The organism is Bacillus sp. Xin1 (assembly GCF_013314535.1).
In the GTDB taxonomy this organism is placed as follows: domain Bacteria; phylum Bacillota; class Bacilli; order Bacillales; family Bacillaceae_G; genus Bacillus_A.
Genome location: NZ_JABUAE010000039.1, coordinates 21,550 through 34,782 on the forward strand (window position 1 = coordinate 21,550; position 13,233 = coordinate 34,782).

Consider the following 13,233-nt stretch of genomic DNA (forward strand, 5'->3'; position numbering starts at 1 on the left):
CTGGAAAAGTAGAGGTTTTTATTCACATTATAATTTTTACATGCTATAATGGTTACATAGCAAGTATAATTATAAAAGATAAACCCCCTACTTTAATCGGGTTTTTAATTGGTTCACCGGCCAAAGTGATAGGCCAATTAAAAACGTGTGCGGTAGGGTTTATTTTTTTGTTTTTTTACTATATTGTAGTTGTTTTTATGTATATGTTCTATTGTATAACTATTATTGAAAGATATCAATAATAGTTATGGTTTTATTTAAAGTAAATACCATATAAATTTTAAAAATCTCTAGTTATTACTAGAGATTTTTTATTTGATATTTAATGTATTTTGAAAATGTTTTAAAATCAGTTAACAATTTCTCTTGTTTATACTCTAAGAATTCTAAGTATTCCTTTAAATCACCATCTATAGAATCTTTTTTTGTTATGGGTAAATTATTTATTTCTTGTTTTAATTCTTGAATTAAGGATTGTAAAGATGAATTAATATTGTTATCTATGTTGATAACATTTTCTGTGTAGTTTGGATGTGTTGGTTCAACATGTTTTAAAGTATGTTGTTCCAGTTGTAATTCATCTGTTTTTCCAAGTAAATAATCTGTACTTACCTCTAATGCTGTAGCAGTAAAAACTAGAATATTATATGGAGGTTCTGAACCTTTGTTCTCCCAGTTCGATATGGTTGTTTGTGGTAAGGGAGATCCAGATAATTTACTAACTTCCTCTCCCAATTGTTTCATACTCCATCCGCGATCTAAGCGCAAAGTTTTTACACGGGCACCAAAAATACTCATATTTTAATTCCTTTCTAATTAATATCTGATAAAGATGTAGTCCGAAGTAGTTTATTTTTAACTATTTTGGATTTATTTTTTTAAAACATTACTAATAAGTAGTTGATTTCACTTTTTAAGTGATGTATAATGTAGTTAAATCGAAAGAAAGGAGGTTGAATTAACTATGTTATACCAAGAAAGGGTGAATAAATCGCTTTCTTTAGAAAAGCTTTCCCAAAAACTACACATTAAACCCCAAGTATTACACGCTATTGAAAAAGGGAAATCTGGAGTGAATGCAGAACGAGCAGAAAAGATCTCTGCTATTTTTAATCAACCTGTAGAATACTTTTTTATACCAACGTATTATAGGGTTCGAGAATAATTTAAAAAGAGTTATTTTGCTTTAATAAAGTTACAAAGTAACTATATAAGATTAATTATAGTAAAAAATATTAGTAATTTAAATAGAATTAACGATTCAAAAAATGATCTTTGAAAACTGCATAATATGAGGGAGCTGTTAGTCATGTTGAAACGTTCGTATCAAATGTTACTCATTGTCACGAGTATGCTTCTTATTGTTCTGAATTTTGTATTTCCTCTTACGAAGGCAAGTGCTGAAGTTATTAATCGTGAGAAATACGAAATGAATTGGAGTTATAGTCCCATGTACGGGAAAGACCTCCGAACAGAATTACTAAAGAACGCAAATGGGCAAATAGCGTATTGTTTAACGTATGGAAAATTAAGTCCAAATGGCGATGACCTTCCAGAGATGGGACGTACAGATAATATTGTATATCGTGTCCTGGTAAATGGATATCCTCAAAAGAGTCCAGAAGAATTAGGGGTTTCCGATTGGAAACAGGCGCATTATGCCACACAACTCAGTGTCTGGGCATCATTAGGGCAAATTGATATCAACGAGGTTGAGCATCGAGATGCAAGTATCGCAAAAGCAGTGAAAACAATCATTGATGGAGCGAATGCAAGTCAAGAAACACAAGAAATGTACATGAATGTAACACCAACAGACAATCAAGAAGCGAAATTAAACGATGAGTACTTTGAGACGACGCTGTACCAAGTAGAAAGTAACGCACGAAATGGTGTATTTACTGTTCATTTAAAAAATGCACCAAATGGCACAAAAATTGTCTCAGAAAACGGTGAAGCAAAAGAACAGTTCCACTTAGGAGAACAATTCCGTATTTTGATACCGAAATCCTCTCAAACAGGCGACTTTTCCTTACAAGTCACTTCAAATCTTTCTAAGTTGCATGCAGTAGCCTACAAGGGAAATGACAAAGTGCAGGATGCAACGGTTTTATTAGAAAGAAATGAAGAAAAGGTAAGCACAGATCTACGTGTACACTGGAAGTCACTTGGCGGATTGAAAGTGGTAAAGGTGGGAGAACAGAAGGAAGTTTTAGCTGGTGCTGTATTTGAAGTATTCAATAGTGCCAATCAAAAAGTAGGTACCATCACAACAAATGATAAAGGCACAGCAAGCCTTTCTGGTCTAGAGATTGGTGCATATACTTTGAAAGAAGTAAAAGCTCCTACTGGATATGTAAGAAACGATAACCCGCAAACGCTGGAAGTCAAAACAGGTGAGATTGCAACAATCACAGTGGAAAATGCCAGAATCAAGGGGAATATCGAAATTAAGAAATTGAGTGATAGCGGAAAAGTTCTTCCGGGCGTAGAGTTCACTGTATATCAAGGGGGAAAAGAAATCACCAAGGTGGTTACCAATGAGAAAGGAATTGCTCAGGTAAAGGATCTTTCCCATGGGGATTACTACTTTGTGGAGACAAAAGGTGCAGAAGGACATCTTTTAAACAAAACAAAGTATCCATTCCAAATTAAAGAACAAGGAAAAACACTCACATTTCTAGTGGAAAACAAAGAAGTAAAAGGAAATGTGCAACTTCTTAAAGTCGATGCAGAAAACCCTGAGAAGAAATTAGAAGGGGCAACATTCATCCTTCAGGATAGTAAAGGAAAGAAAATCAGCGAACATAAAACAGATAAAAGCGGAAAGATTCAAATCAAGGATTTACCGTTCGGTTCGTATCAGTTTGTAGAAAAGCAAGCTCCAGGGGGCTATGTTCTTTCAAAAGACCCAATTCCTTTTAACATTTCCGAGAATGGAAAAACAATTGAATTAACAGTTAAAAATAAGCAAATTACAGGTTCTCTTGTTATTACGAAGGTGGATCTAGCGGATGGGAATAATAAACTCCCAGGAGCAGAGTTCACAATCTATGATGAGCAAGGAAAGGAAGTTGTGAAAGGCAAGACAAACGAAGAGGGAATTGTAACATTTGAAAAACTTTCGGCTGGGAAGTACACATACAAAGAGACGATTGCCCCTGACGGCTATTTAATTAACGAAGAGACCTTCTCTTTTGAGATAAAAGAGGATGGCCAGATTATCAAGCATACGGTGAAAGATGAGAAGAAACCAACACCAGAGACACCACATCAACCAGAACAACCACAAAAACCGGAGAAACCTGAAATACCACAACCAGAGAAGCCGGAACAACCAAAAGTAACGGAAAAACCAGTTACACCGCAATTAGAAAAACCACATAAAATCATTACACAACCACAACAAGAACAAACACCAAAGAAAGTAGAAACAAAGCTTCCAGAGACAGGCGGGAAAGCTGAAAATCCATACTGGAAATGGATTGGATTTGCATGTATCGCACTTGGTTTTACAGGAGCGGTATTTGCACTAAGAAATCGTAAAAAAGCGGAATGACAAATCAAAGAGGAGATGAATTGAAATGTCAGGAGTCTACATCGGTACAATAAGACAATCACCTGTTGTTCCCCCTTCACATATAACGAAGAAAAATGCCTGGATGGTAGGGGGAATGGGAAAAGGAACGAAGTATCCCAAACGGGATTGGCTGTCTGAAGAGTTACTCCAAGCCATATCCATTGCACAAACAGTAGTGAAGCCAAAAGAACGATATGACTTTTGGATTGAGTCCGCAACTAAATTATTGGCTGGCAGTATCTTATATTTGAGTCAACGACATGGTGACTTGTATTACTTAGATTGGGAATTAGTTAGAGCATTCATAGAAAAGTTGAATGACCAAGAGACATATTTGTCAGACGTTACGAATTCACTGGATAACAGCCATCCAGCCTATCAAATTTTCAAGGTGCTTGTGTTATCCGCAAAACAGACGAGAGAAGGTACCATTCAGAAGCTTTTAGAGATACTGAAGCAACATGAGAATCAGTCCGAGAATAGAGAATATTATGGTTTTCAATACTGAATCACAATTTGAAGAAATGAAGTGAGAAAGGAGAGACAAATATGCTAGGAGTCATTCAAAGGTGCTCAGGGCTTCTACAGACGGTGAAAGGTTGGAATCAAGAGGAAAAGGGTGTAGATGTAACGAAAGCGCCTCAAGAGGCGTATCGGACAGTGATTGAGGGGGTAAGAAAAGCAAAACAAAAGTATATTTTTATCTTCGACCCGACGAGTCAGTTTTTTGAAGATACACATCAGCAAAAGCAAAAACAAGGTTATCAAGTCGTGCAACATGATTTGTTAAGTGGTACAGATTCATTACAATTGGAACATTATCAAAAAGTCGTGATCTATATCCATGTAAATACCATGATTAGCACGTACGAAGATAGAGGGGAAGCACTTTCGCATTTCCTTCATTTCTTAACAGAGAAGAAGAAAATCCGACCAATTCATCTGGTATTTTATCAACTCAATCTTTATCCTATCCCTCATATGGAGCAGTTTTTAAAAGAAAGTGCCGCCTATAATATTCGAACTTCCATCGTAGTAGAATCTCATTCCGTTTTACAGCGTATATACGGAAAACATGGAGCAAACCGAATTGCTACCTCATGTCAGACAACGGTTCTAGCATAGTCTTACCTTTCAAATAAAGGTTTTTATCAGGATTTTAGGGATTTCACAGCCATTCATGATATATAGATGGCTAGAAAACTATACAAGATGAAAGGGGGGATTTTAAGTCCTTCCCCTTCTCGAAGGAGGCGATACACATGGGAAAAGAGCAGAGACTTGCATTCTATGATATATCGTCGTCACGTGCACAAAGTGTCAAAACATTCGATGGCAAAGTGTATCAGTTAAAAGGAGCGGTAGCGGTAGAAAATACAACAGGAAACATTGAAAAGGTTGCAGAGATCTATTACCGTGTCCGTTCAGTCATGGATGAAAAACAAAAAGTAATTGCCAAGAGAAGAAACCAGGATGATGAATTGACGACTGTGTGCCAACGACGGAAATAAGATGATTTTCGAGAAAAAAACAAGCGGTTTTGGAGTGTGCTGAGATAAATAGATTTATCCGACGATAATGGAAAAACCAATAATTTCGTAACTATTTTTATAGTCGTTCAAAACGAAAGTTTTTCCTTATCGGTGCACAACTGTCCTTTGAAAATTCCACATGCGTGCCCTCTTTCGAAACGGTCACTAGAAGGGTTGGGTATACGATTTCTAAGTTCGGTGTGTGGATACTTAAAACACACCTGTGACCATGGGAAAAATACGGTGTATCCATAATCTGTAAGAGTTAGTAATCGTGAGGAATATCCCAGTGAGACATTCTGAAGAAGCGATGAACATGAAAACAGTAGATACACAAGGTTCTACGTACATGCCAAAACGTTGTGCAGTATTGGGCTTATGAAGTTCGGTCGGGATGAATGTTCATATGCATGCCAATATAGGGTTTACCATATCAGCCATAAATGGTAATTAATCATTATTTTCCCAATATTCTTGCTATAATAATAACCAGATGTGGAGAAACGATCTGAACTCTCAGTAGACTCCAAAATCGCTTGTTTAATACAAATAGGGAGGTCAAATTATGACTCGAAAATCAAAGCTCATTGCCGTTATTGTTGCATTGGTTGCAATCTTAGGGATTGGTTCCACACTGGTATTCTCAAATAGCAAGAAAGGAGAACTTGAAGAATTAAGCCCTCAAGAAATGAAAAAATTCATGTCACAGGATGGAACGGGATTTGTAATGTATTCTTTCCGTAAAGAGGATCGAGCGGGCTATATGAATCAAGTTCAAAGAGCATTAAAGAATAATGATGTAAATGGTAAGGAATTAGATAGTAATCACCCTAATTATGATGGTAAGAAAAGTCAATCAGATTATGGTCTAAAACAAACTGGAGAAACATTAGCTTATTATGAGAAAGGAAGACTGAAAAAACAAATCGCACTAGATAAATACAAACCATCTGAATTAGAAAAAGAATTAGATGTGTTTGTACGTAATATGAAGGAAATGTATATCGAGAAATAAGTGGATAGAGAGGCGGTGTAATAAATTGTCTAATCCAACTGTTACACAACGTGATTTAAAGAAGTCACGGGACCTGGTCGAAAAGTTGTTGAAAGTCAAAGGAGAAAGTTATCAGAATTGGCTCCATGCACAACATCAACAGTTTATTGAAGGAAATCAAGAATTAATATTAGAAGCACTCACTCTATTTGTAGAAGAAGAAAAAGGTTCCGGTAGAGCACCTGAACGTCCGGCGGATCTTTCGCAGTCAAGTGAAGTTGTATAACACAAATATAAGGAGAGTGTAGGATATGTTTAAATTAAATAACTTGATTTTAGGTGCCGGAGACGGCATGTCTAGCCTGGTTAGCACAGGTGAAGCAGTATTAACCTGGGCACAACGTTTAGGAATCATTAGTGCGGCTATCGCATTTTGTATCGGTGGTTACTACCTGATCTGGGGTGGGGAAAGAGGAAGACACCAAAGTAAAGGATGGTTCATTGGTTCAGCAGTAGGATTAATCATTGTAATGGGCGCAAAGGGATTGGCAGAAGGGATTAATAGTAATATCAAATTTGGATCCATTTTGTTCTTTTGGATGTGAGGATACAACAAAATACGTTTTGGTAAAGAAGCTATGCAATTGTATAGCTTCTTTTTATATGCCAATGTAGAGCGTTAGAAAGGGGAGGAGGACACAATTTATGTTAGAAGTCATGTTTACCAAAAGCACAATACCAGAGATTAAAAGTTTTCAGAAGATGTCATTGCAGGATGCTTGTAAGATTTCGTACCAACTCGAACAAACGCTACAGGGGCAAGAAAATATTGTCCATGTAGATTTTCATATTTTAGATCAAGACAATGAGTTGTATGCAGGGACATTGTCTCTAGGGGCTGGTTATGCTTCACATTTGTATGAACATGTAGAAAACAAACTGTCTGCCATGGAAATGGATGAGGAACAAGAGGAACAAAAAGAAGAACTGTTAGAACTGATGCGACAAGATATTGAAGAGTTTTTAAAGGAAATTGCTCCACCTGAAGAGGTAGAAGAACCAGAAAAAAACAACAGAGCTAGAGAGAAACAACATGCTAATGAAGAGCTTCCCTTAGAAAAAGGAAACAGGAACAAAAAACATCTGTTTCAAATTATCGGGGGAGCGGTTGGAGGGATTGTAGTAGGAGCTGTAAGTGTTTTTTCCTTGTATACTGTCCCAACAAACTCAGTTGAAGCAAGAACGAATCAGCCGGATACGCATTTAGTGAAAGGACTTCAACAAGCTTCTATTCAGCAATATCCAAAGGCAATTCAAGAGTTTGAGAAATTGGATTATAAAGGGCTAGATAAAGAGAGTCAAAAAGCAGTCTTATTCTCTTACTTATTAAGTGGAAAGGCAAATAAGGCCATACAGTATGAAGCGAAATTTGCGGAGAGTGTTGTAGCTTACTATATTGGTATCGACAATATGAAAAAAATAAATGAGATAAATATAAAAAATGATGTGATTGATTTTGAAAAGGCGGCACTTAATAAGAAATATGAGGATGTAATTCGATTAAAAGCCAAAGTCAATATGGACGGTAGACGAGAAAAACTTGTAGCTGAAGCTTATGTGAATCAGAAGAAATTTGATGATTGCTTTACTTTTGCAAAAACACAAGGAAATAAAACTCTTATGAAAGAGGTAAAAGAGCTACAAAAGAAAGATGTGGGGCAATCCACTCTTAGTGAAGAAGAAAAGAAAGCGAAAATCGAAAAAATTGATAAGGAATTAAGCGAGATCTAAAGGGGGAAGAAATGCGATGCCATTAAACTATCAGAAATTTTTTAGACAGATGGGAATTGTAGCTGTAGGTGGTTCGTTGTTATTGGGTAGTGCTGGTTGTAGTTGGTTTGGAAGTAAGGAAACAGCAAAAAGTAAGCTAGCTATAACAAAAAAAGCAGATAAGAGTAAGCCAGAAGAAAAGAAAGAAGATCTAAATAAAAAAGATTTTGAAACAATGACAGAAAATGCGATAAATAGTCAGGATAAAGATGTTGCATACGTCTTAGACATTGATAAAAACAAAGTAACTTATAAGGATAAGACAATTGCAAGTACTCTTCAAAATGGAGATGAAACAACTTCTCGTGTTCTAGCTCTATTTGACAACGAAACTTCAGATAAAACGATTCGTGATACAGCGAAGGACAATGTGGTGGCAGTTATTACAGATGGAAGTCCGCAAGTAACAGTGAAAGGTGACCAATTTGCATTTGGTGATCAAAATACAGACTTATCACTAGCAAGCATTGTAGATGTGGCTCCAACGGAGAAACCGCCAGTAGAACCACCAACAGATCCGGGAGATACAAAACCACCTGTAGAACCACCAACAGATCCGGGAGATACAAAACCACCTGTAGAACCGCCAACGGATCCGGGAGATACAAAACCACCTGTAGAACCGCCAACGGATCCGGGAGATACAAAACCACCTGTAGAACCGCCAACGGATCCAGGAGATACGAAGCCACCTGTAGAGCCGCCAACGGATCCAGGAGATACGAAACCACCTGTAGAGCCGCCAACGGATCCAGGAGATACGAAACCACCTGTAGAGCCGCCAACAGATCCGGGAGATACAAAACCACCTGTAGAACCGCCAACGGATCCAGGAGATACGAAGCCACCTGTAGAGCCGCCAACGGATCCGGGAGATACAAAACCACCTGTAGAGCCGCCAACAAATCCGGGAGATACGAAACCACCTGTAGAGCCGCCAACGGATCCAGGAGATACAAAACCACCTGTAGAGCCGCCAACGGATCCAGGAGATACAAAACCACCTGTAGAGCCGCCAACAGATCCAGGAGATACGAAACCACCTGTAGAGCCGCCAACGGATCCAGGAGATACAAAACCACCTGTAGAGCCGCCAACAGATCCGGGAGATACAAAACCACCTGTAGAGCCGCCAACGGATCCAGGAGATACAAAACCACCTGTAGAGCCGCCAACGGATCCAGGAGATACAAAACCACCTGTAGAACCGCCAACGGATGGAGGAGATAAGCCGAAATCATCTGTTTTAGTTTAATTTGAATTTTGTTTGGGAGGTAAAGATATATGGAGAAAAAAGACCTGACAAGTTTGAATGAACAATTAAATAAAATTTATCCATCTATCCTTTTTTGTACAATATCCATTCTTGCCACTACACTTATGGATTATTTGATTGAGAAAACATTTATTCTTCCTAGCTGGTCTATAGTTGTTATTTATGTTGTTCCTTGGATTTTATTATTAATACAGATTTTATTAATTATTAGAGTTATAAAAATTAAAAGAGCTATGAGGAATTTATAACAAAAGTGTTATTTGTTATAAAATTTGAATTTTGTATAAAAGGAGTGATTTTTCTTGGCTAAAGAGACAAAAGAGGAACGAATGATTGAACTTGCATCAAATGCACATAGGGCGAGAAATAAAGACCATTTAGATAAGTTTATGCTTAGTATGTTATCGGTAATGGTTGAAGGAACACGTTATCAAACTGATGTAAAAATAGCTTTTGATATGCGTCAAAAATATGATGAGTTAGAACGTAAAGGTAGATCACAACTGATTATGAACCTATTTGAAGTAGGTAAGAAATACGAAATAGAAACATTCATCAAAAGGAACAATGAGTATTTTAAATGCAAGTGTTATGTAGATGAAAAAACTATGGAAGATTTATATATTACTGTTTTGGAACCGTCTAATATAGGAGAGTTATTAATTGAATGGACAGATGTAGCTGCTGTCAAAGAAATAGAATAAGTCGTCAAGCGGAGTTATTTCTGAAGAGGAATTGATTGTCTGTCCATTAGTGAGGGGTAATTTAATAAATTTTGAATTTTGTATAGAAAAGGGGGATTTGGAATGGAGCATATAAAGAAATTGGCTCGTAGTAATCATGGTCATTTTTTAGGATGGCTTTATTTGTTAATAGTCGGGATGTTTGGTTGGTGGCATGGAATTACATGGTATCAAGGAATAGGAAGTTGGATCCCTTGGTATCATGAGTCGAGTATCGATTTTGAGAGAGCGGATATGTATCTTTTAATGACAGTTCTTTTAATTGGATCTAGTTTCATGACAGGGGTACTTGTAATGGATCAGGACTATAAAAAATTGACTATTTTTAAGGTAAGCTATTTGTTTGGATTATCGACATTGATGATAAGTAGTGTTTGTGGTGGGTGTCTTGCTTTTGGTTTCTTTCTCGGATACAAAGATGGAGCTTTTTATCCGTTATTTTTCCTTGTAACAGGTATTGTAGTTGGTTTGCAAATAATAAGAATAGCCTTAAAACAGACGTCACAACTTGAAAAAAATACTTTGGCAAACGAGTGATAAATAAAACAGATCACAAGCTGGTTGAACCTTCAATCGGCTCTTTTATTTTCTAAAGGGAGGAAGATAAAGTTGGGAAAATGGATAGCACATGGGAAAAAGATAAGCTTAGGAATTTATATGTTGTTAGGTGCAATAGGAATTGGTTATATCATTTGGGGGATATATGATTCTGGCTATGAGTGGACAAAAGGTCATACAATACATGCAATTACGATTTTTGGTATGTTTTATGTCTTAATGGTTCTGTTAATACGTGTCATTATGGATAGAAAGTTGACGAAAAAAATATTGTTATTAGAAATTCCACTAGCAATTGTAATAGCGGTTGGTGTGATTGCTAGTATTGCATTTGTAGAAGAACAGAAAATACATTCTCTATCTCTTTTTATGGCTGTTTTATTAGTAGTACCTGTTTTATTAAGTTTACTGCGAATTGGGTATTCACAATGGAAATTTTACAAAGGAGAATCTTAAATGGAGTATATAAACAAGAAAGTATGCGCATGCATATTACTAATTATATTTATTTCTCTAGTCATAATGTTTCCGGATATGTTAGATGTCGCAAGAACGATAGTAACTCCTGTATCGTTTGGAAAATAAAGAAAAGGAGAGCAAGAAGAAAGTAAGGAGGTAACAGTGTGAATCCAAAAGCACCACTAAAATACAAATTAGCTGAATGGAAAGTACTCATCCCGATGAGTACTTTTTTGTTTAGTGGAATCTTTCTTATCGCTAATTTTCTAGGAAACATCATCGTAGAAGTAGTGAAAACAACATTTTCAGACTTAGTACATCCAAAGCCTTTTCATATCGGGATAGAGGATCTATATACCTTTCAACATCCGTTGTTACTTTATTTGGCATTATTCCTGATTGCCAGTGTATGTACCATGCAATTTACCTACAAGATTCGCTCGAGTTTTAAAGATTTAAATCAGAATCAAAAAGATTCTTCTCGTTTTGCAACACTTGATGAGGTGAAAAGGCAATATCGCTCAATTCCAGAGAAAACAGAACGATATGAAGGAAAAGGCGGTGTGGTCATTTCTAGGTATGATGAAATTTCGGTGAAATCCATTTTACGACAAGCGAAAAAAGTGATGGAAGCAAAAGGGATGAAAAAGTGGCAGGAAATTAAAAAATTGAAAGATAGTGCAAAGGCAGGAAGACTACTTATAGATGATGGGGCTGTTAGTAATTTAATCATCGGGACAACGAGATCTGGTAAAGGGGAAACCTATGTATTTCCAACAATTGATGCATATTCTCGTGCTGAAATCCAGCCGTCTTTAATCGTGAATGATCCGAAGGGGGAATTACTGGCGGCTTCAAAAAAAACGCTGGAAAAACGAGGCTTCCATATTGAAGTTTTAAATTTAATTAACCCGCTAGAGTCGATGAGCTACAATTTGCTTCAGCTTATCAAAGATGCCTATAAACAAGGTGATACAGCAACAGCTCAGACCCTTTGTAATACATTATCATTTTCACTTTACTACAATCCAAATGTGAAAGATCCATTTTGGAATGACAGTGCGATGAGTTTATGTAATGCATTAATCTTAGCGGTTATAGATAAATGTATCCAGGAAAAGACAGAGGATAAAATTTCGATGTATGCAGTCGCAAATATGTTATCGGAGCTTGGTTCCAAAGAAATTGTAATTGATGCAAAAGGAAATACACAAAATGCATTAGATATATATTTTGAAATGCTTCCCGCTGAGAGTGTTGCGAAGATGCAATATGCAACTTCTAGTTTCGCAAAAGGCGGGACAACACGAGGAAGTATCTTTAGTACCACAATGAGTAAATTGTCCATCTTTACTTTTGATGGCATAGCGAAAATGACATCCTGTAATAGTATTGACTTAAAACGAATAGGCTTTGGGAAAAGCTTGCAAGGAAAAGGAACACCAAGGGTACGTGTACAGATTATCTTCCCTGATGGTTCGAAAGAAAGTATCAAAACAGATACAGAAGGGCGTTTTGAACTGAATTTCCAGCAAAACGTAAAAAAAGGTCAGCGCATCCATGTAATGGAGAGTAAAACGAAGAAGAAAATGATTGTAGAAATCCAAACAATCAACAAGGATACAGGAGAAACAACATTCAAGGTTGTCGAGAAACAAGATGGCTTACAAATTGATGACATTGTTATTTTTGAAAAACCAATTGCGGTCTTTATGATTGTTCCAGACTATGATTCTAGTAATCATGTCATTGCCTCAATCTTTATTAGACAGCTATATTTTGTGCTCTCCAAGTATGCTGGGTTAGCTCGTGGTGGGAAGTGTCATAGAGAAGTTGTGTATTTATTGGATGAATTTGGAAATATGCCTGCAATTGATGATATGGGGAATATCGTTACAGTTTGTTTGGGGCGTAATATCCGTTTTAACCTAATCGTGCAAGCTCTTCCGCAGTTAAAGATGAAATATGGAGACGCAAGTACCACCATTCAAGACAATTGCGGGAATCAAATTTATATTCAATCTGGTAATAAAGAAACCGCAAAAGAAATATCCGAAAAGTTAGGGAATCAAACAATCAATTCCTTATCTCGAAGTGGAAAAGGATTATCAATTGATAAGAGTAAGACAGAAGGGATTGATACGAAACCATTATTAACACCAACAGAGTTAATGAGGTTCCAAGAAGGAGAAAGTGCAGTAATACGCTTTATGAAACGTCGAGATAATAAGTTTGAAAAGATAGAGCCGTTTCCTATTCTA

General features: G+C 36.7%; 16 protein-coding genes. 15 read left to right on the plus strand and 1 reads right to left on the minus strand.

Annotated features, from left to right (window positions below; genetic code table 11):
• Positions 1–300 precede the first annotated feature (300 nt).
• Positions 301–798 (minus strand): helix-turn-helix domain-containing protein, encoded by a 498-nt coding sequence (locus HRG09_RS23145; RefSeq protein ID WP_174103140.1) that lies wholly within the window; start codon positions 796–798, stop codon positions 301–303.
• A 166-nt stretch (positions 799–964) separates the two neighbouring features.
• On the opposite strand from HRG09_RS23145, the gene HRG09_RS23150 reads away from it, so the two are divergent.
• The 15 genes from HRG09_RS23150 to HRG09_RS23220 all read left to right on the plus strand — a co-directional run.
• Entirely contained in the window at positions 965–1,165 is a 201-nt protein-coding gene (locus HRG09_RS23150; RefSeq protein WP_174103141.1) for a helix-turn-helix domain-containing protein, read from the plus strand.
• A 144-nt stretch (positions 1,166–1,309) separates the two neighbouring features.
• Positions 1,310–3,559 carry a thioester domain-containing protein gene (locus HRG09_RS23155; RefSeq protein ID WP_174103142.1) on the plus strand — a complete coding sequence of 750 codons (2,250 nt, stop codon included), beginning with the start codon at positions 1,310–1,312 and terminating at the stop codon, positions 3,557–3,559.
• 25 nt (positions 3,560–3,584) lie between these two features.
• Positions 3,585–4,088 carry a type IV secretory system conjugative DNA transfer family protein gene (locus HRG09_RS23160; protein WP_174103143.1) on the plus strand — a complete coding sequence of 168 codons (504 nt, stop codon included), beginning with the start codon at positions 3,585–3,587 and terminating at the stop codon, positions 4,086–4,088.
• Positions 4,089–4,129: 41 nt separating this feature from the next.
• Positions 4,130–4,705, plus strand: coding sequence for a TraM recognition domain-containing protein (locus HRG09_RS23165; protein ID WP_174103144.1), 576 nt, complete (start codon positions 4,130–4,132; stop codon positions 4,703–4,705).
• A 137-nt stretch (positions 4,706–4,842) separates the two neighbouring features.
• Positions 4,843–5,091 carry a hypothetical protein gene (locus HRG09_RS23170; protein ID WP_174103145.1) on the plus strand — a complete coding sequence of 83 codons (249 nt, stop codon included), beginning with the start codon at positions 4,843–4,845 and terminating at the stop codon, positions 5,089–5,091.
• 586 nt (positions 5,092–5,677) lie between these two features.
• Positions 5,678–6,127: a hypothetical protein gene (locus HRG09_RS23175; protein ID WP_174103146.1), complete on the plus strand. Its 450-nt coding sequence runs from the start codon at positions 5,678–5,680 to the stop codon at positions 6,125–6,127.
• A gap of 25 nt (positions 6,128–6,152) precedes the next feature.
• Positions 6,153–6,392: a hypothetical protein gene (locus tag HRG09_RS23180; RefSeq protein WP_174103147.1), complete on the plus strand. Its 240-nt coding sequence runs from the start codon at positions 6,153–6,155 to the stop codon at positions 6,390–6,392.
• A gap of 25 nt (positions 6,393–6,417) precedes the next feature.
• Positions 6,418–6,711, plus strand: coding sequence for a hypothetical protein (locus HRG09_RS23185; protein WP_002187987.1), 294 nt, complete (start codon positions 6,418–6,420; stop codon positions 6,709–6,711).
• A 100-nt stretch (positions 6,712–6,811) separates the two neighbouring features.
• Positions 6,812–7,897, plus strand: coding sequence for a hypothetical protein (locus HRG09_RS23190; RefSeq protein WP_174103148.1), 1,086 nt, complete (start codon positions 6,812–6,814; stop codon positions 7,895–7,897).
• A gap of 16 nt (positions 7,898–7,913) precedes the next feature.
• The gene (locus HRG09_RS23195; protein ID WP_254610158.1) at positions 7,914–9,191 is read left to right on the plus strand and encodes a hypothetical protein; all 1,278 of its coding nucleotides are present in this window, start codon (positions 7,914–7,916) and stop codon (positions 9,189–9,191) included.
• Positions 9,192–9,220: 29 nt separating this feature from the next.
• Positions 9,221–9,460, plus strand: a complete 240-nt coding sequence (locus HRG09_RS23200; RefSeq protein WP_174103149.1) for a hypothetical protein — start codon at positions 9,221–9,223, stop codon at positions 9,458–9,460.
• 54 nt (positions 9,461–9,514) lie between these two features.
• Positions 9,515–9,916 (plus strand): hypothetical protein, encoded by a 402-nt coding sequence (locus HRG09_RS23205; protein WP_174103150.1) that lies wholly within the window; start codon positions 9,515–9,517, stop codon positions 9,914–9,916.
• 102 nt (positions 9,917–10,018) lie between these two features.
• Entirely contained in the window at positions 10,019–10,492 is a 474-nt protein-coding gene (locus tag HRG09_RS23210; RefSeq protein ID WP_174103151.1) for a hypothetical protein, read from the plus strand.
• Positions 10,493–10,564: 72 nt separating this feature from the next.
• Positions 10,565–10,969 carry a hypothetical protein gene (locus HRG09_RS23215; RefSeq protein ID WP_174103152.1) on the plus strand — a complete coding sequence of 135 codons (405 nt, stop codon included), beginning with the start codon at positions 10,565–10,567 and terminating at the stop codon, positions 10,967–10,969.
• A 167-nt stretch (positions 10,970–11,136) separates the two neighbouring features.
• A partial coding sequence (locus HRG09_RS23220) for a VirD4-like conjugal transfer protein, CD1115 family (RefSeq protein ID WP_174103153.1) occupies positions 11,137–13,233 on the plus strand: 2,097 nt, incomplete at its 3' end.